This window comes from Actinoplanes missouriensis 431 (assembly GCF_000284295.1).
Taxonomy (GTDB): domain Bacteria; phylum Actinomycetota; class Actinomycetes; order Mycobacteriales; family Micromonosporaceae; genus Actinoplanes; species Actinoplanes missouriensis.
In genome coordinates this window covers 6305254-6327126 of record NC_017093.1, presented here as the reverse complement: position 1 = coordinate 6327126, position 21873 = coordinate 6305254, and the positions used below count along the sequence as shown (strand labels likewise).

General features: G+C 70.3%; 23 protein-coding genes. 13 read left to right on the top strand and 10 right to left on the bottom strand.

The features are described from left to right. Positions 1-53 precede the first annotated feature (53 nt). The gene (locus tag AMIS_RS29045) at positions 54-1361 is read left to right on the top strand and encodes an alpha/beta hydrolase (RefSeq protein WP_014446009.1); all 1308 of its coding nucleotides are present in this window, start codon (positions 54-56) and stop codon (positions 1359-1361) included. Positions 1362-1429: 68 nt separating this feature from the next. Here the strand turns inward: AMIS_RS29045 and AMIS_RS29040 are convergent, their stop codons facing one another. Next, entirely contained in the window at positions 1430-2122 is a 693-nt protein-coding gene (locus AMIS_RS29040; RefSeq protein ID WP_014446008.1) for a hypothetical protein, read from the bottom strand. A 136-nt stretch (positions 2123-2258) separates the two neighbouring features. Here AMIS_RS29040 and AMIS_RS29035 point away from each other — a divergent pair, with 136 nt between their 5' ends. After that, positions 2259-5288: a BTAD domain-containing putative transcriptional regulator gene (locus tag AMIS_RS29035; protein WP_014446007.1), complete on the top strand. Its 3030-nt coding sequence runs from the start codon at positions 2259-2261 to the stop codon at positions 5286-5288. Between the two features lie 150 nt (positions 5289-5438). Here the strand turns inward: AMIS_RS29035 and AMIS_RS29030 are convergent, their stop codons facing one another. The 4 genes from AMIS_RS29030 to adhP are packed head-to-tail and all read right to left on the bottom strand — an operon-like array spanning position 5439 to position 10587. Beyond that, positions 5439-6602, bottom strand: a complete 1164-nt coding sequence (locus AMIS_RS29030; protein ID WP_157435463.1) for a lycopene cyclase family protein — start codon at positions 6600-6602, stop codon at positions 5439-5441. Further along, positions 6599-7339, bottom strand: a complete 741-nt coding sequence (pflA, locus tag AMIS_RS29025) for a pyruvate formate-lyase-activating protein (protein WP_051042179.1) — start codon at positions 7337-7339, stop codon at positions 6599-6601. Before pflA ends, AMIS_RS29030 begins: the two co-directional genes overlap by 4 nt. After that, the gene (gene pflB, locus AMIS_RS29020; protein ID WP_014446004.1) at positions 7339-9564 is read right to left on the bottom strand and encodes a formate C-acetyltransferase; all 2226 of its coding nucleotides are present in this window, start codon (positions 9562-9564) and stop codon (positions 7339-7341) included. The genes pflA and pflB overlap by 1 nt, the downstream gene beginning before the upstream one ends. Positions 9565-9576: 12 nt before the next feature. Then, on the bottom strand, positions 9577-10587 hold the full coding sequence (adhP, locus tag AMIS_RS29015; RefSeq protein ID WP_014446003.1) for an alcohol dehydrogenase AdhP: 1011 nt from the start codon (positions 10585-10587) through the stop codon (positions 9577-9579). A 127-nt stretch (positions 10588-10714) separates the two neighbouring features. Between adhP and AMIS_RS29010 the strand changes: the two genes are divergently transcribed. From AMIS_RS29010 to AMIS_RS40910, 5 genes are read left to right on the top strand one after another with little or no spacing between them, the layout of a single operon-like run. Then, on the top strand, positions 10715-11095 hold the full coding sequence (locus AMIS_RS29010; protein ID WP_157435122.1) for a YbaB/EbfC family nucleoid-associated protein: 381 nt from the start codon (positions 10715-10717) through the stop codon (positions 11093-11095). After that, complete coding sequence (locus tag AMIS_RS29005; RefSeq protein WP_014446001.1) at positions 11088-11390, top strand: type VII secretion target; 303 nt, start codon at positions 11088-11090, stop codon at positions 11388-11390. The genes AMIS_RS29010 and AMIS_RS29005 overlap by 8 nt, the downstream gene beginning before the upstream one ends. Then, a complete protein-coding gene (locus AMIS_RS40915; RefSeq protein ID WP_014446000.1) occupies positions 11387-12682 on the top strand; it encodes a CdiA C-terminal domain-containing protein in 1296 nt (431 codons plus the stop codon). The genes AMIS_RS29005 and AMIS_RS40915 overlap by 4 nt, the downstream gene beginning before the upstream one ends. Before the next feature lie 5 nt (positions 12683-12687). Next, complete coding sequence (locus AMIS_RS28995) at positions 12688-13149, top strand: SitI3 family protein (protein ID WP_157435121.1); 462 nt, start codon at positions 12688-12690, stop codon at positions 13147-13149. Next, positions 13146-13970 (top strand): hypothetical protein, encoded by an 825-nt coding sequence (locus tag AMIS_RS40910; protein WP_014445998.1) that lies wholly within the window; start codon positions 13146-13148, stop codon positions 13968-13970. Before AMIS_RS28995 ends, AMIS_RS40910 begins: the two co-directional genes overlap by 4 nt. On the opposite strand, the gene AMIS_RS28985 is transcribed toward AMIS_RS40910, so the two are convergent. After that, complete coding sequence (locus tag AMIS_RS28985) at positions 13960-14571, bottom strand: TetR/AcrR family transcriptional regulator (protein ID WP_014445997.1); 612 nt, start codon at positions 14569-14571, stop codon at positions 13960-13962. The two genes, AMIS_RS40910 and AMIS_RS28985, sit on opposite strands and share 11 nt — an antisense overlap. Before the next feature lie 53 nt (positions 14572-14624). On the opposite strand from AMIS_RS28985, the gene AMIS_RS28980 reads away from it, so the two are divergent. Next, complete coding sequence (locus AMIS_RS28980) at positions 14625-15644, top strand: aldo/keto reductase (RefSeq protein WP_014445996.1); 1020 nt, start codon at positions 14625-14627, stop codon at positions 15642-15644. Positions 15645-15745: 101 nt separating this feature from the next. After that, positions 15746-15955 (top strand): hypothetical protein, encoded by a 210-nt coding sequence (locus tag AMIS_RS28975; RefSeq protein WP_014445995.1) that lies wholly within the window; start codon positions 15746-15748, stop codon positions 15953-15955. On the opposite strand, the gene AMIS_RS28970 is transcribed toward AMIS_RS28975, so the two are convergent. Then, entirely contained in the window at positions 15943-16146 is a 204-nt protein-coding gene (locus tag AMIS_RS28970) for a hypothetical protein (RefSeq protein WP_014445994.1), read from the bottom strand. The two genes, AMIS_RS28975 and AMIS_RS28970, sit on opposite strands and share 13 nt — an antisense overlap. A 3-nt stretch (positions 16147-16149) precedes the next feature. Then, a complete protein-coding gene (locus AMIS_RS40905; RefSeq protein ID WP_014445993.1) occupies positions 16150-17307 on the bottom strand; it encodes a WXG100 family type VII secretion target in 1158 nt (385 codons plus the stop codon). Positions 17308-17449: 142 nt separating this feature from the next. On the opposite strand from AMIS_RS40905, the gene AMIS_RS28960 reads away from it, so the two are divergent. The 3 genes from AMIS_RS28960 to AMIS_RS28950 are packed head-to-tail and all read left to right on the top strand — an operon-like array spanning position 17450 to position 19568. Continuing rightward, on the top strand, positions 17450-18403 hold the full coding sequence (locus tag AMIS_RS28960; RefSeq protein ID WP_014445992.1) for an extracellular catalytic domain type 1 short-chain-length polyhydroxyalkanoate depolymerase: 954 nt from the start codon (positions 17450-17452) through the stop codon (positions 18401-18403). Further along, on the top strand, positions 18400-19215 hold the full coding sequence (locus AMIS_RS28955) for a poly(ethylene terephthalate) hydrolase family protein (protein ID WP_014445991.1): 816 nt from the start codon (positions 18400-18402) through the stop codon (positions 19213-19215). The genes AMIS_RS28960 and AMIS_RS28955 overlap by 4 nt, the downstream gene beginning before the upstream one ends. Positions 19216-19244: 29 nt before the next feature. After that, on the top strand, positions 19245-19568 hold the full coding sequence (locus tag AMIS_RS28950) for a hypothetical protein (RefSeq protein WP_041830128.1): 324 nt from the start codon (positions 19245-19247) through the stop codon (positions 19566-19568). Between the two features lie 39 nt (positions 19569-19607). Here the strand turns inward: AMIS_RS28950 and AMIS_RS43005 are convergent, their stop codons facing one another. Then, positions 19608-19784, bottom strand: a complete 177-nt coding sequence (locus AMIS_RS43005; RefSeq protein WP_157435120.1) for a hypothetical protein — start codon at positions 19782-19784, stop codon at positions 19608-19610. Positions 19785-19942: 158 nt separating this feature from the next. On the opposite strand from AMIS_RS43005, the gene AMIS_RS28945 reads away from it, so the two are divergent. Further along, on the top strand, positions 19943-20659 hold the full coding sequence (locus AMIS_RS28945; protein ID WP_157435119.1) for a lysoplasmalogenase family protein: 717 nt from the start codon (positions 19943-19945) through the stop codon (positions 20657-20659). Here AMIS_RS28945 and AMIS_RS28940 read toward each other — a convergent pair. Beyond that, positions 20552-21724 carry a S8 family peptidase gene (locus AMIS_RS28940; protein WP_014445987.1) on the bottom strand — a complete coding sequence of 391 codons (1173 nt, stop codon included), beginning with the start codon at positions 21722-21724 and terminating at the stop codon, positions 20552-20554. The genes AMIS_RS28945 and AMIS_RS28940 overlap by 108 nt on opposite strands. Between the last annotated feature and the right edge of the window lie 149 nt (positions 21725-21873).

Below are 21873 nucleotides of genomic sequence, written 5' to 3'. Positions count from 1 at the left end.
ATGAGTATCTGCACTTAGAGTGCGATAACCACCGTCATCAATCGGGAGGGTCAGTGTTGATTGCTCGCCGAAAGCTTTTCGCCCTGCTCGCCGGCGTCATCCTCGGCGCCGGCGGGCTCTGCGCTCCGGCAACGGCAACCGAGAGGCCGGCAGCGGCGAAACTCCGGCCGGTCGTGTTCGTGCACGGCAGCGCCGGCTCCGCCCTGCAGTTCCGCACCCAGGCCAAGCGCCTGGCCGGCAACGGGTATCCGGCCCGGCTCATCGAGGCGCACGAGTACGACTCACCGAACATCGCCACGATCCTGCCGCAGGTCTACGCCGGACTCGACGCCCGCATCGACCGGCTCCTCGCCGCCAGCGGCGCCGACCGGGTCGACCTGCTCGCGCACTCGCTCGGCACGTTCGTGATGCAGGGCTACCTGAACAGCTCACCGGCCCGCGCCGCGCGGGTCGCCCACTACGTCAACCTGGACGGCCGGCCCGCCGCGGCGCTGCCCGGCGGCGTGCCGACGCTGGCGATCTGGGGTGAGGGCGACCCGGCCCGTGCCGTCGCCGGCGCCACCAACGTCTCGTTCCCGGACCAGTCGCACACCCAGACGGTCTCGTCGGTGGAGACGTTCCGGGAGTTCTACCGCTTCTTCCGGGGCCGCGACCCGCGCACCACGGCGATCGTCGCGGACCGCCACCCGCAGGTCTCCGGGAGGGCCGTCCTCTTCCCCAGCAACGCCGGGGCCGAGGACGCGACGGTGGAGGTGTACCGGCTCGACCCGCGCAACGGCCGGCGGCTGTCGAAACGGCCCGCGCACGTGCGTCAGGTGGCCGCCGACGGCGCGTTCGCCCCGGTTCCGGTCAACCCCCGGGCCCGGTACGAGTTCGCCCTGGTCCGTCCCGGGCAGGCCACCCACCACTTCTACTTCGAACCGTTCCAGCGCACCGACACCCTGGTCCGACTTCTCACCAGCCGGCCCGGCGAGGGCATCGGCGCTCTGGTCGACACGAGTGAGCGGCACACGGCCCTGACGTTCCAGCGCCAGAAGGAGTGGTGGGGCGACCAGGGCGCGGCCGGCGACCAGTTGTGGATCAACGGGCGGCAGGTGCTCAACGCCGCCAACGCGCCGCGGGTCAAGCGGGTGATCGGCGTCTTCGCCTTCGACGACGGCAGCGATCGCGTCACCGACCTGTCGGCGCCGCTGCCGGAGTTCTTCGGCATCACGTTCATGACCGGGCTGGACCTGTTCATGCCGGCGCGGGGCACGGTCTCGATCGTCGCGAGGTCCCGCAGCGACGGCTGGACCTATCTGCCGGTCCCGGCGTGGCGCTCCGATCAGCACCGGGTGAGCATCGAGATCGACGACAACTGAGGGTACGGGGCTGACCCCGTACCCGGGAAAGGGAGCTCGCCGCCGGCAGGAGCCGGCGGCGAGTCCGGTCAGTTGAGACCCTTGGCGTCGATGACCAGTTCCTCGACGCGGGACTTGTCCTTGTTCCACTTGCCGACCTTGTGCATCAGGTAGGCGAACGTCGTTCCCGGCTCCCAGACGATCGTCGTGGTGCCGCCGGCGCTGCCCTTCTTCTTCACGGTGAGCCGCAGTTTCGCCGCGGAGAGCACCTCGGCCTCGATCGCGCCGGTGGACTTGCCGGCCGCCGCGAACGACTCCGCGATCTCGCCCTCGACGACCACCCAGATCGTCGACACGATCCGCCCGTCGCCGCCCTCGCGGGCGAGGAAGTTGCGCGCCTTGCCGGCGTCGCGGTTGAGCAGCTCCTGCAGCGGTCCCTCGTCGATGACGAACTTGGCCAGCTTGAGCTTGCCGGTCTTGGCGCGCTCGTAGGAGAACGCCGCGGTGCCGGACGCCTGGGCGGTGAAGTACTTCAGCGAGGCGTCGGCCTCCACCTCCGCCTTGGCCTGTCGCTCCCACTCCACGTCCGCGGTGGTGACGTAGTGGACGCGGCCCTTGAGCAGCCCGCGCTCGACGTGGTCGGTGACGTTCAGGCTGGCCTTGGTGCCCAGCGGGTCTTCCTTCTCGCCGTACGAGCACATCAGGATGTCCTCGGACTTGTCCCGGAAGTAGCGCTCGCCGTTGTAGACGAACGTGTGCTTGGCGACGCGTGAGTCGGCCATTTTCTGTCTCCCCCCTTGGAGAATCGGATGCCGGAAGCGTCGCGGGCCGCCGTTAGCGGTCCGTTAGCCACAAACCGTCAGTCACCTACGCGACTCGACGCTTGTTCCGCCTCCCTGCCGGGCGCGAGATGAGAGGGTGCGACTTCCCGGCGGCCCACCACGGGCGATCAGCGGCGAGATTCTGCGGACCCGGCTGATCGACCGTCTCGCCGCGCGCTGGGACGTCCCGGTCACGACCGTCGTCGCGGGTCCCGGCTTCGGCAAGTCGACGGCGCTGGCCCAGGCGATGCGGCGGCACGCCGCCGACCCGCGCGGCGTCGAGGCGTGGGTGACCTGCGAACCCGGTGACGAGGACGCCCGCCGCCTGGCCACCGCCGTCTGCCGCGCGTTCGGCGTGCCGGCGCCGGCGGTCACGCCGCTCGACGCCGCGCTGGAGGCGCTGCGCTCGGCGTCACCGATCGAGACGTGCCTGATCCTCGACGACTGCCACGAGATCCCGGCCGGATCGTCCGGCGAGCGGCTGATCGCGGACCTGGTGCGGCACCTGCCGGCCGGCGCGCATCTGCTGCTCAGCGGGCGGCGGCTGCCGGCCGCGCCGCTGGCCCGGCTGCACGCCGCCGAGCTGATCCGCTGCTTCCACCAGGCCGATCTCGCTTTCGACGAGGGCGAGCTCGCGCAGGCCGCCGGGCACGCCGACCGGGCCGCCGCCGACGTCGCCGGGCTCGGTGGCTGGCCCGCGCTGGTCCGGCTCACGCTCGCGGCGCCACCCGGCGTGGCGCGGGACTACCTCTGGGAGGAGGTGGTCAGCGGCCTCAGCCCCGCCGACCGGGAAGCGCTGCTCTATCTCGCGATGCTCGGTTCCGCCGACGCCTCCGACCTGCTGGACCGGGTTCCGCTGGTGGCTCGCTTCGGCGACGGCCGGATCCGGGCGCACCACCTCTGGACCGACGCGCTGACCAGGCTGCTTCCCGCCGCGCAGGTGGCGTCCGTCCGCGCGCACGCCGCCGGCCTGCTGCTGGACCGCGGTGACGCGCTGCGGGCCGGCAGCATCGCGATCGAGGCCGGTGACGTGGACCTGCTGGACCGCGCCGCCACCGTGCTCGTCGCCTCGACGCTGGCGACGTTCCCGCAGGACACCGGCGTGCGCTGGCTGGCCGCGGTGGCCGAGACCGAACACGGGCGGCCGGGGCTGCGGCTGCTCACCGCCGCCACCCGCTACGCCTCGCGGGCCGGCGACCGCGAGGTCGACGGCATCGTGGACGCGGCCTTCCGCGACGGCGACGCACGGCTGAGGACCGCGGCGCTGAGCCTCGCGACGATCGCCGCGCACGCCCGCGGCGACGAGAACCGGCTCGCCGAGCTCTTCCAGGAATCGCTCGACCTGCCCGGCGCCGATGCCGAGCCCACCTTGCGGCTGCTGATGGCCGGGGTGCGCGGCGCCATCTTCGAGCTGATGGGGTCGATCGACGACGCGCTCGCGCTGGTCGAGGCGCTCCCACCCGACGACGTGGATCATCAACCGGGCAAGATCATCGTACGGTTCCATGTGTACCTCCTGCTGCTGGCCGGCCGCGCCGACGAGGCGGCGGTGATCGCGCAGAAGCACCTGTCCACCTCGCCGTACGCGCACGTCCGCCGGATGCCGCAGTTCGCCCGCTGGCTGGCCGGCGACCCCCGCGACCTGCTGCCCGCCGCCCACTCCCCGGACCGTCCCGCCCACCTGCCGGAACCTGACGCCAACGACCGCTACCGGTTCAACTTCCTCGCCTTCGCCACCGTCGTCGCCGCCTCCCTCGGCGACCGGCCGGCCCTCGAACACTCCTGGTCCCAGCTCGCCGCTGGCGACCTCGGGCACTCCTGGTCTCCACTCGTCGGGGGTGGGCTTGGGTACTCCGGGTCCCCGCTCGCCCCGGGGGGTCTCGGCGGCGATACCCGCGACGCTGCGATGCTGGCCACGGCCGCCGCCGCCCGCGCGATCCTGAACGGCGACGAGGAGCAGGCCCGGGCGATGTTCGCCGCCTTCGTCGGCGAACATCCGCTGAGCGATCCGGTTGCGGCGGTGCATCTGCGGCGTTTCCTCGGGTACGGGTACGTGCTGTCCCCGCCGGCCCGCCGCACCTGGGACAGCACGCCGCTCGGGCCGGCCCACCAGCGGGTCCGCGAGGTCGCCCGGCTGCTGCTCGCGGCCCGCGCCGGACGGCTGACATCGGTCCCGATGGCCGGCGTGACACCGGAGACCGTGCTGATCGCGCTGCCCCTGCCGTGGGCGGTGGAACTGGCCGCGCACGCGGCGGGCGCGGGCCTGCCGTTCGGCCGCAGGCTGTTCCAGTGGCTCGTCGACCACCTGGGCAGCCGGGCCCACGACGCCCTGCGACCCCTGGCCGGTCGGATCTCCGGTGCACGGCGGTTGCTCGACGCTGTCCCGATCACCCCGTCCGCCGCCACCGTGGTCTCCGTCCTCGGTCCGCTGCGGGTCCTGGTCGACGGACGTCCTGTCGAACTGCGCCGCCGCCGGGTCCGCCAGCTGCTCACGATCCTGGCCGTGACCGGCGAGATCGACCGCGACCGCCTCATGGACCTGCTCTGGCCCGACCTGGACCCGGCCGCGGCCGCCCGCAACCTGCGGGTCACCCTCACCTATCTGCGGCAGGCCCTCGGTGCCGACCACCTGCGCTGCGACAGATCATGGGTCCGGCTGGTGCGCTCCAAGGCCCTCACCGTCGACCTGGCCGACCTGCGGGACCACCTGGCGGAGGCGGACGCGGCCCGCAGCCGAGGTGACCCGGCAGCCACCGGCCCGGCCCTGGCCGCCGCCGTAGGGTTGTGGCGCGGCGACCCGCTCACCGACCTGGTCGGCTTCGACGGCGTCGCCGCGGGTGTGCTCGCCGAACTGACCGAGGCCGCCCTCACACTGGGCGAACGCCGTTTCGCCGAGGGCGACACCACCGCCGCCGCCGAGCTGGCCCGCCGCGCGCTGGCCGCCGAGCCCTACGCCGAGCGGGGCATGCGGTTGCTGCTCGCGGCGGAGACCCAGCGGCGTGATCCGGTGGCGCTGGGCCGGGTTGTGTGCCGGGTCCGGGAGGCGTTGAACACGCTGGGCGCGCCCCCGGAGCCGGCGACCCGCATCGTGCTGAGGCAGGCCGAGCTGGCAGGCGCCCGCCGTTAGAGCGCCGCCTCGCAGCGCAGCCCCGTGTCGGCCGGCCGTGGATCGTGGAACTTCGCGTGCCGGCCGGCGCTCAGCGCGACGACACTGAGGACCAGCCGGACCGGCCGGCGTTCAGCGTCGGCTCGGCGGGTCTCCCGGACGCCGTACCGCTCAGAACCGCCGCGAAAGCGACGAAAACCCCACCTCAGCGGCTGCCCGCGACATCGGCACCAGCGGCGTCGACGCCATCAGGGCCAGCTCCTCCGCCGGCGTCGTCTGCCCGTCCAGGAAGCGCAGCACCCGATCCGCCGGATTGCGCAGGAACAGCCGCTCGAAGAACTCCGGCGCGGACACCAGCCCGCCGTCCCACGCCCGCAGCGCGACCGCGTCCATCCACAGATGCCGCCGCGGATAGGCCGCACCCGGCACCGGATCACGACCGGATCTGATCAGCTGAGCGATCTCCGTGGCCTGCCGCCGCATCGCCGAGAACGTGTACCCGGTCGACGGCCGCGTCGCCCCGCCCGCCGTCCCGATCCGCACCACCCGCGCCGACGGCCTCGGGTCGAACCGCGCGTCGGTCATCGGGATCGCGCCGTCCTCCACCTCGTCGACAACCAGACGATCAAGACCCAACTGCTTCACGTACGCCCGAAGCGCCCCGTCATAACCCGCATCGTCCAGCCGGCTGGGGGAGAACTCGGTGTACTCGATCAGCGCGGTGCGCGGACCGGTCGGCAGCACGTACCCGAACGACACCCCGCGGGCCGGCTGCGGGGTCCGGAAGTCCATCAGCACCGCCGACGCCGGGTCGAAGAGGTCCTCGGCGGAGCGCACCCACCAGCCACGGAAGTGCTGAAGCCAGAAGGTCCGGCCGACGGTGACCGGTTTCGCCGGCCGGGAGTCGAGAACCCAGCGAGCCCGGGCCACCGTCGCCTCGCCGTCGTCGATCACGTCGACACCGGCGCCGTCGTCGGCCAGCCGTTCGACGTTCGCCACCATGGTCCGGGCGTTGAGGCGCTCGGCTGCCTCGGCGGCGAGCCCGAAGACCGGCTCGGAGCGGACCATCGCGTACCGCAGGGGACTGAGCTCGATGCGCTGGCGGCGGCCGGTCGGACCGAAGAGGTCCACGCCGGGCCACTGGGCGTCCAGGACCCGATCGAGGTCGTCGGTGGGGCCGGTCCAGTACGCCCAGGTCCGCGGCTTCGCACCGGGAACGGGGTCGATCACCGCGACCCGCAGGTCCGTCACGCCGGCCCTGGTCAGCGCGGCGAGGACCAGCGCCGCGGCGCCGCCGTAGCCGACCAGTGCGAGATCAACCTCCACCGGCCTCAGAATACGCACAGTCCATGATCACGAAACTGTCCCCGCACCCGCTCGACCAGCTCCGGCTCCGGCGCCTCCGTCCCGGCCAGGGGGAAGTCCACTCCCAGAGCCTCGTACTTGGCCGCGCCGAGCCGGTGGAACGGCAGCACCTCGACCCGTTGCACGGTCGGCACCGACGCGGCGATCGCGGCCACCGCTTCGACGTTCTCCGGGGCATCCGTCAGACCGGGGACGAGCACGAACCGTACCCAGATGGGCAGTCCTCGGTCGGCGAGCCGGTGCGCGAAGCGCACGGTGGGCGCGAGGCGGCCGGTACGGGTGACCGACCGATAGGTCCCCGGATCTCCCGATTTGATGTCCAGCAGCACCAGGTCGGTGACGTCGAGCAGGTCGTCGTCGGCCCGGTCACCGAGGTATCCACTGGTGTCGACGGCCGTGTGCAGGCCCAGTTCCTTGCACCGCCGCAGCACGTCCCGCACGAACGCGGGCTGCTGCAGCGGCTCCCCGCCACTGATCGTCACGCCGCCGCCGGCGACCTTGATGAACCGCTCGTAGCGGCGGATCTCGGCGAGCAGCTCGTCCGGGGTGGTGGGCGTGCCGGAGCGCCGGTACCAGGTGTCCGGACTGTGGCAGTACTGGCAGCGCAGCGGGCATCCGGCGAGGAACGCCACGAACCGGGTGCCCGGCCCGTCCACCCCGGTCGACACGTCGAACGAGTGGACGGAACCGGTCAGTTCCCGGAGCATCACAGCGCGCCGTGGAAGGTGCGCGAGATGACGTCGCGCTGCTGTTCGGTGGTGAGCCGGACGAAGTTCACCGCGTACCCGGAGACCCGGATGGTCAGTTGCGGGTACTTCTCCGGGTGGGCCATCGCGTCCTCCAGGGTCGCCCGGTTCAGCACGTTGACGTTGAGGTGGAAGCCACCCGCGTCGGTGTACCCGTCGAGTACCCCGACCAGGTTGCCGATCCGCTCGTCCCGGGAGTGCCCGAGACCGTCCGGCGTGACCGTGGTGGTCAGCGAGATGCCGTCGCGGGCCGAGTCGTACGGCAGTTTCGCCACCGACAGCGCCGCCGCGACCAGGCCGTGCTTGTCCCGGCCGTTCATCGGGTTGGCGCCGGGCGCGAACGGTTCACCGGCACGCCGGCCGTCCGGCGTGTTGCCGGTGTGCTTGCCGTACACCACGTTCGACGTGATGGTCAGCACCGACAGGGTCGGCGTGGCGCCCCGGTACGCCGGCTGCCGCCGGATCTTCGCCATGAACCGCTCGACCAGGTCCACGGCGATCGCGTCGGCCCGGTCGTCGTTGTTGCCGTACGTCGGGAACGTCCCGTCCACCTGGTAGTCCACCGCGAGACCGGTCTCGTCGCGCAGCACCTTGACCTGGGCGTACTTGATAGCCGACAGGCTGTCGACGGCCACCGAGAGTCCCGCTATGCCGGTCGCGAGGTACCTGTTGACGGGATAGTCGTGGAGCGCCATCTCCAGGCGTTCGTAGGCGTACTTGTCGTGCATGTAGTGAATGACGTTGAGTGCGTCAACATAGACTTCCGCGAGCCAGTCGAGCGTGTTGTCCAGTGCAGTCAACACGTCGTCATAGTCGAGGACGTCAACATTGACCGGCGTCAACCCAGGCGCCACGACGTCACCACTGATCTCGTCGCGTCCGCCGTTGATCGCGTACAGCAACGCCTTCGCCAGGTTCGCCCGCGCGCCGAAGAACTGCATGTCCTTGCCGACCCGCATCGCCGACACGCAGCACGCGATCGCCGTGTCGTCGCTGTACACCGGCCGGATCAGGTCGTCGTTCTCGTACTGGATCGCGCTCGTGTCCATCGACACCTGCGCGCAGAACCGCTTGAACCCCTCCGGCAACGACGGCGACCAGAGCACCGTCAGGTTCGGCTCCGGCGCCGGCCCCAGGTTGTACAGCGTCTGCAGGTACCGGAAGCTGGTCCGGGTGACCAGCGGCTTCCCGTCCGCGTCGATCCCGCCGAGCGACTCGGTCACCCACGTCGGGTCGCCGGAGAACAGCTCGTCGTACTCCGGGGTGCGCAGGAACCGGATGATCCGCAGCTTGATCACGAAGTCGTCGACGAGCTCCTGCGCCTGCTCCTCGGTGAGTGTCCCCTCGGCCAGGTCACGCTGCAGGTAGACGTCGACGAAGCTGGCCGTGCGCCCCAGCGACATGGCCGCGCCGTTCTGCTCCTTCGTCGCCGCCAGGTACGCGAAGTACACCCACTGGATCGCCTCGCGGCCGGTCGTCGCCGGGCCGGAGATGTCGTAGCCGTACCTCTCCGCCATGAACCGCAGCTCCTGCAGGGCGCGGATCTGCTCGGCCAGCTCCTCCCGGTCCCGGATGACGTCCTCCGACGACAGCCGTCCGTCCAGGGCCACCTTGAGTGCCCGGCGCTCGGCGATCAGCCGGTCCACGCCGTAGAGGGCCACCCGCCGGTAGTCGCCGATGATCCGGCCACGGCCGTACGCGTCCGGCAGCCCGGTGATCACGTGCGAGCGGCGGGCCGCGAGGACGGACTGCGGGTAGGCGTCGAACACGCCGTCGTTGTGCGTCTTGCGGTACCGCGTGAAGATCTCCTCGACACGTTCGTCCAGGCTGTAGCCGTACGCGGCGAGCCCCTGGCGCACCATGCGCAACCCACCGGCCGGCATGATCGCGCGGCGCAGCGGCGCGTTGGTCTGCAACCCGACGATCAGCTCGGCGTCGCGGTCCAGATAACCCGGCTCGTGCGCGGTGATGCCCGACGGGGTGTGCGCGTCCACGTCGTAGATCCCGCGCCGGCGCTCCTCGACGAACATCCGCTGCAACTGCTGCCAGATCTTCTCGGTGCGCTGCGTCGGCCCGGCCAGGAAACCCGCGTCACCGAGGTACGGTTCCACGTTGTCCCGCAGGAACGCGCTGACGTCGATGCTGTCCCGCCAGCTCTCACCGGCGAAGCCTCGCCACGCTTGCATGATCGGCTCCTTTCAGGGGATGAGGACGAGGCGGGCCGGCACCCGGCTCGCGAGAACGTCGTCGATCGAGGCGTTGATCTCGTCGAGCTTGCGGGTCTCGTAGAGCACCCTCGTCCGCCCGGCGGCGTGCAGCCGGAACACCTCGGCGAGATCCTTGCGGGTGCCGACGATCGACCCGATCACCCGGATCCCCTTCAGCACCGTCTCGAAGATCGGCAGCGACATCGCGTTGTCCTTCGGCAGCGACACCAGCACCAGCCGGCCGCCGCGCCGCAGCGACGCGTGCGCCTGCTCGAGAACCTTCGGGCTCGCCGCGAGGACCACCGCCACGTCCGCGCCACCCAGCGCCTGAATCGCGGCGACCGGATCAGTTTCGGCCGCGTTCACCGTGTGCGTCGCGCCCAGGTCGCGGGCCAGAGCCAGCTTCTCCTCGGTCACGTCGACGGCGATCGTCTCCCCGCCGAAGATCTGCGCGTACTGCTGCGCCAGGTGCCCCAGGCCGCCGATCCCGAAGATCGCGACCCGGTCGCCCGGCGTCACGCCACCGACCTTGACCGCTTTGTACGTGGTGACCCCGGCGCACGTGAGCGGCGCCGCCTCGGCCGGGTCGATGCCCTCCGGAACCGTGACCACGTAGCGGGCGTCGGCCACCAGGAACTCCGCGTGCCCGCCGTCGATCGCATAACCGGTGTTCAGCTGCGACTCGCAGAGCGTCTCCCAGCCGTCGACGCAGTACTCACAGGTGCCGCAGGCGTATCCCAGCCACGGCACGGCGACCCGATCACCCACGGCGAGTTGCGTCACGCCGGCGCCGAGCTCCTCGACGATGCCGACGCCCTCGTGACCGGGAATGAACGGAGGGTTCGGCTTCACCGGCCAGTCACCCTGAGCGGCGTGGATATCGGTGTGGCAGAGTCCGCTCGCTTCGACCCGTACCCGGATCTGTCCCTCACCCGGAGTGGGCAAAGGCACCTCCTGGACCACCAGGGGCTGATCGAAGCTGGTCACCACCGCTGCGCGCATGTCGTCACTTCCCTCGTTCGTGTCACATTCAGCCTTCCTCCCGGCCGGCCATCCGTTCAGGGCCGTAAGTCCCGACTGAACCGGGCGCACTGCCCGCGGGTACAGCACGGGGAAGGGGGTGGCGACGGTGAGGGACATCGATGCTGCCGACGAGTGGCTGGAAGGCTGGACCGCCCGCATCGACGCGCAGGCCGCCCGCGCGGCCCGGCTGGCGCAGCGGGTGGCCGGCCTCAGCGCGCAGGCGCGAGGCCACGGGGCGTCGGTCACCGTGGGCGCGAACGGCCAGGTCGTGGGCCTGGATCTCGACGAGCGGATGTACGACCTGAGCCCGCACGAACTGAGCGAGGAGATCCTCGCCGTGATGCGGTCCGCGCAGCAGTCGCTGGTGGATCAGGTCGCCGAGGAGGTCCACGACACCGTCGGCGCCGACTCGGAGACCGGGCGGGCCGTGCTGGACGGCTTCGCCCGGCGCTTCCCGGCACCGGCCGCGGAGGATTCTCATGGCTGAATTCGTGGATCTGCCGGTCCCCGCCGTCCTCGGGCACGCGTCGGCGGTCGAGGGGGTCACCGACGCGGTCCGCACGGCCCGCTCCGCGGTCTCGCAGGTGGCGATGGACCCCGGCGCGTACGGGATGTTGTGCTCCTTCCTGCCCGGCATCCTGTCCGGGGTGTTCGAGGTCGCCGTGGTCGCGATGAACGGCAGCGCCGAGGCGTTGCAGGAGACCGCGCTGAACCTGCGCGACGCGGTCCGTACGTTCGAGACCACCGACAGTCACGCGGCCGGCGAGATCAGGTCACCGTGACCAGCCCGCTCGTCGCGCCGGTGACCGGCTCGACCACCGGCATCACCGGGCTGGGGCTGGTCGAGGACGCCCACGGACTCGTCACCGGTATCCAGAACGGCAGCTGGATCGACGCCTCCCTCGGCGGCGTCGGCACGTCCCTGGAAGCGTTGTCGCTGGTCCTGGACCCGATCGGCGGCCTCGTGAGCTGGGGCGTCGGCTGGCTGATGGAACACGTCTCGGTGCTGAAAGAAGCGCTGGACAACCTCGCGGGCAACGCCGACGAGGTGGCCGCCCACGCGACGACCTGGCAGAACGTGGCGGCGTACACCCAGGCGGCACGGGCGGACTACGCGGCCCGGCTCTCCGCCGACGTCTCCACCTGGGCCGGCGATGCCGGCGACGCCTACCGCGCCCACGCCGGCGACCATCTGGCCGCGCTCGACGGCATCGGCGTCGCAGCCGGCGGCATCGCCTCGGCCGTCGAGGGTACGGGGCTGCTGGTCGCCCTGGTCCGCGAAATCGTCCGAGACCTGATCGCCGACTTCGTGGCGACGCTGGCGGTCCGGTTGCCGCAGTGGCTCGCGGCGGAGGGGCTGACGCTGGGCATAGCGACACCGTTCGTGGCCAGCCAGGTCTCCAGCCTGGTAGCAAAATGGGCCCATCGGATCCAGCACTTCATCCGGGGCTTGCTGAGCAGCCTGCGCCAGCTGCTCCCGAAGACCGACGGCTTGAAGCGGATCCTGGAGAAACTGCGGGAACTGCTGGCAAGGCTGGCCCGGAAGTCGCCGTTCTCCGGTCGGGCGGAAGCCAGTACCGGCGGCACCGGTGCGGGCGGGAAACCCAGCGCCGGCGGAGCGCCCGGAGGCAGTCCGGGCTTCACCACGCCATCCGGGCCACCGGACCCCAACCTGCGTCCCCGAGGAACGCGAACCGAGGCGCATCCGGAGCGGCTCAATGACAGGGGCGTACGACGGGAGAACGAGTCTGCTGATGTGCTCGCCCAGCACGGCTACGACATCGAACAGAACCCGGAGAAGAAAGCGAACGGCAAGGAACCCGACTACAAGATCGAAGGCGAATACTTCGACTGCTACTCGCCGGCGTCCGACAACGCTGAGAAGATCCGGAACAAGCTGAGCAAGAAGGTGCGGGAGGAGCAGGCGGATCGGCTCATCCTGTTCATGGACGACACGCCACGCACGATGGAGGAGGTGGCTGCGGTGTTGCAGCGTAAGCCGATAGCGAACCTGAAGGAGATACTCGTCGTGCAGGACGGCGAAGTCATTCCCTTCTACCCCTTTGGTGAGTGATCAGGATGGCGCTTGAGTACGACCTGAGCACCGATGCGGACCTACGTGACGACGAGTTGCGGGCGTTCTTCGCCGCGGCGCTGGAAGGGGAGATCGGCGCGGGTGGGGCGGTCTTCCGGGACGGCATGTACGCCACGGTCTACCGGGTGGCCGACGGCGAGGAGGATGAGACCTCTCGGCTGTTCGGATTCGACGAGCGGGTAAGTGGGACGTTCCGCTTCCAGAACGCGTCGACCGAGCAGGATCGACAGCACAACATGGCCTTGATGATCTCGTCAGCCCTGGCGTTCTCGGCGAGGTACGCCAGTCGGGGCGTGCTGCTTCACAACGGCGATGTCGCGGTTCTGCAATGGTCGCCCGGCGAAGTGGTGTTCCACAGTGGGTGGCACGACTGGCTGGACAGCGCGGAGGTCGCCCCGCTCGTCGCGGGGCATCCCGTGCGACCGCTGCCGCAGCCACTGCTATGACTTCGGCCGGGATCTACGACGTCTACCTCATCGACAGCCTCGACCTCGACCGATTGCACGCGGCGATGTGTGAAATCGCCGGAGTCTCCGGAGATGACGTGGATATCGATGCGGAGTGGCACGAAGGCAGGAATTCGGATGCGGCCGCATTGTGCACCTATGAGCCGTTCGATGGCGACCTGACCTACTACCTCGATTTCTACATGAGGACGGTGGAACTTTCAGAGGCTGACTTCGCTCAACGACTGTCCGCGCATCTGCGCACACCGGTCGTCTACGCCGCGGAGAGCTACCCGCCGAGCGCTTTCTGGCTGGTGGAGCCCGATGGTCAGCGGCTGAGAGTGCGCCTGGACGGAAGAGAAGAGGGAGAGACCTGGTTACATCTGATCGAGGCTGTGGAGAGGCCGGTCGGCCTGCTTCCACATGTTCCCGTCGAAGCCCAGCCTGAAGTGATCCGGGAGCACCGCATGCCGACGCCGGTCGCCGACGGATTACGGCCGTCGGCAGGGCCGGAAAAAGTAACGCGCAAGGCAGTGAGCGGGCTGGCGGCATGGGAGGCCATGGTGGTGCGCATGACCTCCGGCTGGCCACCAGACGGCTGGTACCCCCTCGAATACTGGCAGGAGGACCTGGCTACCCGGGATGAATTGGCCGCCGACCTGGCCAAGCTTTCGCCGGACCTGGCCGAGACCGTTGCCGCTGCGGTGACGATGGTCGACGACACGTTCCGGGCGGCCACCCAGGAAATTCCCGGCGTCTCGGCCGACAAGGCCTGGTGGTGGCACCGCGCCCCCGAACCACCCCCTTGGCTCAACCGCTGACCCGCAACCCCTGCACGAACACCCCCGCCAGCCGCCGCGCGTCATACCGCTCATCGGCGGCGCCCGCGCACAGATTCCCCACACCCCGCATCACCTCATACGCCGACACATCCGCCCGCACCTCACCCGCTTCCCGAGCCGCCTCCATCAGCCGCTCGCACACCGGCAGCAACCGCTCCAGGAAGTACCCGTGCAACGTCTCGAACGTCGCCTGGTCCGACTGCAGCGCCTCCGCCAGCCCGTGCTTGGTGACCAGGAAGTCGACGAACATGTCGATCCACGCCGCCAGTGCCTGATGAGCCGTCCCGTCCTCGGCGAGCAGCGCCGGCCCGGCGTCGGCGCACGCCTCGATCTGGTGCCGGTAGACGGCGACGACCAGATCGGCCCGGGTCGGGAAGTGCCGGTAGAACGTGCCGACACCCACCCCGGCCTGCGCGGCGATCTCGCGGACCGGCACGTTCACGCCCGATGCCACGAACGCCGCGGCGGCCGCCTCCAGCAGCGTCTCCTCGTTGCGGCGCGCGTCTGCGCGTTTCCGTGGCGCCACTGTGTTGCCTCCGTCACGTCTCTTGGTAAACGGAACATGGTTCCGTATGTTCATACCGGAACGCGGTTCCGTTTGAACAGCATGACAGATCTTCGGGAGGAACGGCCATGCAGTACCGCACCTTGGGCCGCACCGGTGTGCAGGTCAGCACGCTCGTGCTCGGCGCGATGAACTTCGGAAAGATCGGCAACACCACCCAGGCCGAGGCCACCGCCATCGTCGACGCGGCGCTCGCCGCCGGGATCAACACGATCGACACCGCCGACATGTACGGCACCGGCGACTCCGAGGAGATCGTCGGCAAGGCGATCGCCGGCCGCCGCGACGACATCGTGCTCGCCACCAAGGCCGCCATGCCGATGAGCGACGAGCGCAACCATCAGGGCACCTCACGCCGCTGGCTGATGACGGCCCTGGACAACAGCCTGCGGCGCCTCGGCGTCGACCACGTCGATCTCTACCAGGTCCACCGCTGGGACCCTCGCACCAGCGACGAGGAGACCCTGTCCGCCCTCACCGACCTCCAGCGGGCCGGCAAGATCCGCTACTTCGGTTCGTCGACGTTCCCCGCCTACCGCATCGTCCAGGCGCAATGGGCATCCACGGCAAACCATCTTTCCCGGTACGTCACTGAGCAGCCCAGCTATTCGATCCTGCAACGTGGCATCGAGGCGCACGTGCTCCCGGCGACCCAGGAGTACGGCATGGGCGTGCTCGCCTGGAGCCCGCTCGCCTCGGGCTGGCTCTCCGGCGCCGTCCGCGCCGGCCGCGAGATCACCACCCACCGCTCCGCGATCCTGCCCGGCCGTTTCGACCTCACCGCCGCCGCCAACCAGGCCCGCCTCGCCGCCGTCGAGCAGCTCGCCGCACTGGCCGACGACGCCGGCCTCACCCTGATCCAGCTGGCGCTCGGCTTCGTGACCGCCCACCCCGCCGTGACCAGCGCCATCATCGGCCCCCGCACACTCGACCACCTGCACTCCCAGCTGGCCGCCGCCGACACCACCCTGCCCGCCGACGTCCTGGACGCCATCGACCGCATCGTCGCTCCCGGCCACGACCTGGCCCCCGACGAAAAGTTCGACACACCCCCGTCCCTGCTCGACCCCACCCTCCGCCGCCGCTGACCCAGCGTTGCCGGGCGGCCCACCGCCGCCCGGCGACGGGTTTCTCAACCGACGGTCCCGTGGTCAGATAGGTGAGGTTCTGCGGAGCGGGGGAGGGCGCGGTGGGCACGGACGGCCGGGAGTGGACGGGAGCGGTCACCGAAAGACTCCGCTGTTGCATCTGTGGTGAGGACACCACGGGTGCCGACGACTACGTGCTGCTGCGGATCACGGCGGCCCCGACCGAGGCGAAACAGTTTCTCGGCGTCCACGCGAGCCACCTCAACGAGGTCCTCGCCGAGGGGTTCGCGGTCGACATTCACCACTCGTGAATCTCGACGCGGAACCCCTCCTTCAGCACGGAGTTCAGGTGGGCGGCGTGGGCACCGAACCACTGGGCCTCGTCGCCGGGTGACGCAGTCATCTGGATCAGCACGTAGTCGTCGGCATCCACCGTCTCGTCCCCGCAGATGCAGCAGCGGAGACGCGCGCCCACCTCGCCGGTCCAGACCCGTTGATTCATGCCTCACTCCCAAATTCCTTTGTCGATCTTCCGCTGGATGGAGCGCTCGGGTACGTCCGCGATGCTGGTCGTGGGCCGGCCCGTCGGATTGCTCAGATCGCGGACCACGACGTCATAGGTGCCGTTCCCATTGTCCAGAACCTTGACGATCTGTCCGTCCTCCTGCACGTACATTGTTCCGTTCCGCCAGACGTAATCCGCGTCGATCTGCCGTGTGGAGGTCTGGAGCGCTCCGTGCACGTCGCGGGGACTCGTCGTCGGTGAGCCGTCGGGTTCCCGAGGCGCGTCGTCCTTCTCGGGTAGCGGATCGGAGCTCGACGGTGGCCCGCCGTCGCCGCCGTCGCCGTCCGGGCGGGGCGCGGCCGGGCTGCCGCCCGCGGCCGGAGTGGCGTCGGCGTGACCGCCGACCGGGGACTTCCGGGCCATGTCGCCGACGCTCATGACGAGGGCGTCCAGGATCCGGCGCAGTCCGTCGGTGCTGGGCAGCAGATTCCGGAGGCTGGTCAGCAGTCCACGGACGAAGCCCCGGATCCGGCCGGCCCAGGACGACACCAGACTCGCCACCTGGCTGGCGACCGCCGGTGTCGCGATACCGAGCGTGAACCCCTCCATCGCGAGCCACTGCGGCAACCGCACCGCCAGCGTCGCCACGAAATCGGCTATCAGATCCCGGACGATCTCGCGGACCAGGGCCACCAGCAACCCCGTACCCATGACTGCGGAAGCGATCCCGCCTGCGGCTACCCCGATGCCCTGCATCGCTGCGAGCTGTTCGCCGGCGTGAGCCCGGTAGGCCTCGGTGGCCTCGCCGGACCAGCCGGCGGTGTCCGCCTGCACCCTGGCCGTGTATCCGGCGTGCGCCGAGGACATCAGGGCCGCCACCTGCTGCCACTGCGACGACTGCGCGGACACGGCCGCGGCGTCGCCGGCCAGATGGTCCAAGGCTTCCCGCAGTGGTTCCACGTGTTCCAGCAGCCAGCCGACGCCCCAGCTCATCAGGCTGCCCAGCGGATCGAGGACCAGCGACAGCGCCTCCAGCGACATCCCGACGCCGCCCAGCGAGGCGTCCACCCAGCTGCCGCTGCGGATCCCGGAGGCGATCTCGAACGGGTCCTCCACCAATCCCATGCCCGCCACCGGGGCGGCCAGTGGACTCGTCACGGCTACCTCCCGGCATGGCTGCTTCTGCCTGATGTACCGGGACGATCTCCCCGCGGTTCAGGGCCGGTGATTTCGCCGATCCGCGAATGCTTTTGATCGGCGAGCGTCTATGCGGAAGGAGCGAGGCAAAGGAGGTACGTGGATGAAGAGTCTTCTCGTGGCGCTTGTTCTCGCGCTCACCCCCGTCACGACCGCGACCGGGTTTCAGGAGGTCTCCGGGTTCGGCAGCAACCCCGGCAACCAGCGCATGTTTCTCTACACGCCGGCGGCGGCCGGGCCGGGCGCCCCGATCGTGGTTCTCTTTCACGGGTGTGGCGGGCAGGCGCTGAACCTGGACGTCAGCACCGGCTGGCGCAAGTACGCCGACCTGTACGGATTCCATCTCGTGATGCCGGAGCAGAAACCGGAGAACGTCGGCTCCGGCGGGCTGGTGCCGCACAAGTGCTTCAGCGCCTGGAACGACGCCGACCGCACCCGGGCCGGCGAGGGCGAGGCGAAGTCGGTCATCCAGATGGTCGATCACGTGGTGGGGCAGAGCGGCGCGGACCGGAACAGAGTGTTCGTGACCGGCTACTCCGGCGGCGGCGCGGCGACGAACGTGATGCTCGCGGCGTACCCGGACCGGTTCCGGGCCGGCGCGGTCTTCTTCGGCATGCCGTACGGGTGTGCCGGCACGGAGGCCCGCTACTTCCTGATCGGCGGCCCGTGTTCCGGATCGGTCGCCACGCGGCTGCCGGACATCCGGACCGCGTATCCGGGGTACGCCGGGCCGCGCCCGCCCGTGCAGATCTGGCACGGCAGCGAGGATCGGCTGATCAGCCCGCGGTCGCTGGAGCGCCAGCGGGATCAGTGGGCCGGCGTGTTCGGGATCAGCCGGATACCCACGCAGACCACCACGCCGAAGCCGGGTGTCACGAAACAGGTCTTCGGTGCCGGGGAGATTCAGACGTACCGGGTCAGTGGCATGGGTCATGAGCAGCCCGTCAACCCTGGCGCGGGCGTGGAGAACTGCGGCACCGCGGGTCAGGGCTACGCCGCGATCTGCGGCCCCTACGAAGCCGTCCAATTCTTCGGCATAGGAGGAGCAGGAGCATGAAAGGCATCGGAAGAACGGTCATCGCAGCGATCGCTGTCACTCTCGCGCTCGGCACTGCCGCCACCCCGGCGCAGGCGGCGCCCGGCGGCTCCGGGCCCTACCCGGCCGACTACGAGACCACGATCCGCCTCTACAACCACACCATCTACCGTCCGTCCACGCTCCCGGCGGAGAAGCTGCCGATCGTGGTCTGGGGCAACGGCGCCTGCCGGGCGGACGGCACCTGGTTCGAGAACATCCTCAAGGAGTTCGCCTCGCACGGCTTCCTGGTGATCGCGAACGGCCGGCCGGGCGGCACCGGCAGCACCGACGCCGACATGCTCATCGACGCGATCGACTGGGCCGTCGCGGAGAACAGCCGGGTGGCGAGCAAGTACCGCGGACGGATCGACACCGGCAAGGTCGCGGTGATGGGTCAGTCCTGCGGCGGCATCGAGGCCGTCGAGGCGAGCGCCGACGCCCGCGTCGACACCACGGTGTTCTGGAACAGCGGGCTGCTCAGCGACCTGGAGAACTACCGGCTGGCCCGGCTGCACGCGCCGGTCGCCTACTTCACCGGTGGGCCGGACGACATCGCGTACCCGAACGCGGTCGACGACTACAACCGCCTTCCGGCCGGGCTTCCGGCGTTGCTCGCGCACCTGCCGGTCGGTCACTACGGGACGTTCGCCCAGGTCAACGGCGGTGAGTACGGCAGGGTCGGCGCGGCCTGGCTGAAGTGGCAGCTCAAGGGCGACCAGGCGGCTCGAGCGTTGATCCTCGGGCTGGGCAGCGGCACACAGTGGACGGTCACGCGCAAGAATCTGGGTTGATCCATCGCAGCGCGGGCACACTGGTAGACGTGAACTGGCTGGAATTCGCGATGCTGCACGCCGACGAGCCTCGTACCGTCCACGTCGACGGCGCCGAGGTGGGCCCGTGCCTGGTCAGCAACGAAGTGATCTTCTGCCCGCCGGACACGGTCGCCGTGCCGGGAGCGCCCGTCACCCTGCCCGGCGGCCGTGCCGCGCGGGTCCGGAACGCGATCTTCATGGACTCGTGCGGCACCGGTCTGCCGGAGCATCTGCAACTCGACATCCAGCGGCTCGACGCCGGGAACACCGGGCAGCGCAACTACTGCCACACCGGGCGCAGCACGGCCTGGCGCAACGAGCGCAACGCGTAGTGCGCCCGGCGCCGGCAGGGTGTCCGGCAGCTCCCTGGCCTACCGGCCGGGACCCCAGTTCCACTCCACGATCGAGGTGAACGCGGCTCGGACCGAGACGTCGTCGTCGAGGTCGACATGGAAGGGCCGGGGCGGCGGGGCATAGACCCCGATCGGGTACTCGCTGTCGGCGAGCGCGGCCAGTGCCTGCCAGAGGTATGTGGTCCATCGGCGCATGTCAACCACTCCTTTCGCGTACACCGGCACCGACGCACCGCAGGGTGGAAGGTTCAAGCGCCGACCGCATGAACCGCGCGTTAACAACTGGTCGAACCCGTTGACGCGTGATCCATCCCGCCGTCATGATTGCCCGCCATGACGGGGTATCGCCGGGTATGACTCTTCCACTGAAACTGTTCGCTGCGGTCGCCGCCGTGCAGATCGCGGCCGTCGCCACCGGCCTCACCGCACTCCAGTGGGTCACCACCCCGCTGCTGGCCCCGCTCCTGATCTGGCATCTCCAGGTGACGAGAAGACGGGGGGAGGGGAGACCCGACGCCGTCGTCCACGGCCTCGGGTTCGCCACCGCCGGCGACATCGCCCTGCTGATCCCGAACCGCGCCGGGCTGCTCGCCGGCATGGTGTTCCTCCTCGGCACCCTGATCTGCTTCACGCTGGCGTTCCTCAACCGGGCGAAGCCGCTGCCCTCGCCGTCGGCCATGTTCGCCCTGCTGGCGGTCTCGGCCAATGCGCTCTTCGGAGACCGGTGGGGTGCTTTCCGCGTACCCCTGCTGGTCTACAGCCTCGCGCTGTCCGCCATGGCCGCGGCAGCGGCAGGGGTTTCGCCTCTCGTCGCAGCAGGCGGGGTGCTGTTCGTGGTCGCGGATCTGCTGACCGGTCTCGGGTATGCGGGCCTGCATCTGCCGGCGGTCGCCGCCGCCGCGCACGCGGCCGCGCTCGCCCTGATCGCGACAGGGTGGGCGCGGCCGCAGAACGCGGGCGGCTCAGAACGCTCCGGTGTAGAGCAGCCGGTTCGGCGTGCCCGAGCCTGGGCTGATCACGACGCCGGCGGTCGCGTTGCTGACGATCGCGCTGTGCACCTGAGCAGGTGAGTCGCCCGGGTGGGTCGCGAGGTAGAGCGCGGCCGCCCCGGCGACGTGCGGTGACGCCATCGACGTGCCGCTGATCGTGTTCGTCGCGGTGTCGCCGGTGTTCCAGGTGGACGGGATGCTGATGCCCGGTGCGAAGACGTCCACGCAGCTCCCGCGGTTGGCCCAGGACGGTTTCGCGTCGCCGGCGTTGGTGGCCGACACGGTGATCGCTGTCGGGACGCGGGCCGGCGACTGGGTGCAGGCGTCCAGCGCGAACAGGCCGAACAGGCCGTTGCCCGCCGCGATCGCGTAGCTGACCCCGGACGTGATCGAGGCGCGGACCGCGTTGTCCAGCGCGGTGTCGGCGCCGCCACCGAGGCTCATGTTCGCCACCGCGGGCTTCCGCGCGTTCGCGGTGACCCACTCGATCCCGGCCACGACCTGCGCCGTCGTGCCGCTGCCCTGACAGTCGAGCACCCGCACGCCGACCAGCTGCACGCCTTTCGCCACACCGTAGGAGCCGCCGCCGACCGTACCGGCCACGTGGGTGCCGTGCCCGTTGCAGTCGTCCGCCGTGCCGCCGTCGACCGCGTCGAATCCGCTGCTCGCACGCCCGCCGAAGTCCTGGTGCGTGGTCCGGATCCCGGTGTCGATGATGTAGGCGTGCACGTTCGACGCGGTGGTGCCGTAGGTGTAGGCCTGGTTCACCGGTCGATTGCGCTGATCGATCCGATCGAGGCCCCACGAGGGCGGGTTGGCCTGCGTGTCCGAGATCCGATGGATCACGTTGGGCTGCACGAACGCGACGTCCGGGTCGGCGGCCATCTGCCGCGCCTCGCGCGCCGTCATGCGTGCGGCAAAGCCGTTCAACACCCGGTGGTACGTGTGGAGCACCGTCGCGTCGTGCTCCGCGGCGACCGCGCTCGCCACCTTGCCGGACTTCAGCGCCACGATGTAGCTGCCCGGCACCGCCTCGGCGCCGGGCACCGCGAGGACGTCGGCTTCGGCGGGTGCTGCCTGGGCGCCGGTCGCCAGTCCGAAGACGGTAAGGGCGACGGTCGTGGAGACAGCGAGGACTCTTCTCATCTGTTCCTCCCAACGTTGGGTGGTCAGACGCTAACACCGAGAATCGACGCCTGTGAATCACTGGTGTTCGCTTCCGCTGATCCGGCGAAAACCGCTGGCTGTACGGGCGAGCGTCGCTGACCGCCACCGCAGCCGCGCGTCCGTACGCT

Excerpts from the sequence above, each read along its gene's own strand:
- AMIS_RS29040 (WP_014446008.1), bottom strand. The coding sequence starts at position 2,122 with ATGGCCGACTCACGCGTCGCCAAGCACACGTTCGTCTACAACGGCGAG.
- pflA (WP_051042179.1), bottom strand. The coding sequence starts at position 7,339 with ATGCTCCGGGAACTGACCGGTTCCGTCCACTCGTTCGACGTGTCGACC.
- pflB (WP_014446004.1), bottom strand. The coding sequence starts at position 9,564 with ATGCAAGCGTGGCGAGGCTTCGCCGGTGAGAGCTGGCGGGACAGCATC.
- adhP (WP_014446003.1), bottom strand. The coding sequence starts at position 10,587 with ATGCGCGCAGCGGTGGTGACCAGCTTCGATCAGCCCCTGGTGGTCCAG.
- AMIS_RS29005 (WP_014446001.1), top strand. The coding sequence starts at position 11,088 with ATGGCTGAATTCGTGGATCTGCCGGTCCCCGCCGTCCTCGGGCACGCG.
- AMIS_RS28995 (WP_157435121.1), top strand. The coding sequence starts at position 12,688 with ATGGCGCTTGAGTACGACCTGAGCACCGATGCGGACCTACGTGACGAC.
- AMIS_RS40910 (WP_014445998.1), top strand. The coding sequence starts at position 13,146 with ATGACTTCGGCCGGGATCTACGACGTCTACCTCATCGACAGCCTCGAC.
- AMIS_RS28985 (WP_014445997.1), bottom strand. The coding sequence starts at position 14,571 with ATGAACATACGGAACCATGTTCCGTTTACCAAGAGACGTGACGGAGGC.
- AMIS_RS28980 (WP_014445996.1), top strand. The coding sequence starts at position 14,625 with ATGCAGTACCGCACCTTGGGCCGCACCGGTGTGCAGGTCAGCACGCTC.
- AMIS_RS28970 (WP_014445994.1), bottom strand. The coding sequence starts at position 16,146 with ATGAATCAACGGGTCTGGACCGGCGAGGTGGGCGCGCGTCTCCGCTGC.
- AMIS_RS28960 (WP_014445992.1), top strand. The coding sequence starts at position 17,450 with ATGAAGAGTCTTCTCGTGGCGCTTGTTCTCGCGCTCACCCCCGTCACG.
- AMIS_RS28955 (WP_014445991.1), top strand. The coding sequence starts at position 18,400 with ATGAAAGGCATCGGAAGAACGGTCATCGCAGCGATCGCTGTCACTCTC.
- AMIS_RS43005 (WP_157435120.1), bottom strand. The coding sequence starts at position 19,784 with ATGCGCCGATGGACCACATACCTCTGGCAGGCACTGGCCGCGCTCGCC.
- AMIS_RS28945 (WP_157435119.1), top strand. The coding sequence starts at position 19,943 with ATGACTCTTCCACTGAAACTGTTCGCTGCGGTCGCCGCCGTGCAGATC.
- AMIS_RS28940 (WP_014445987.1), bottom strand. The coding sequence starts at position 21,724 with ATGAGAAGAGTCCTCGCTGTCTCCACGACCGTCGCCCTTACCGTCTTC.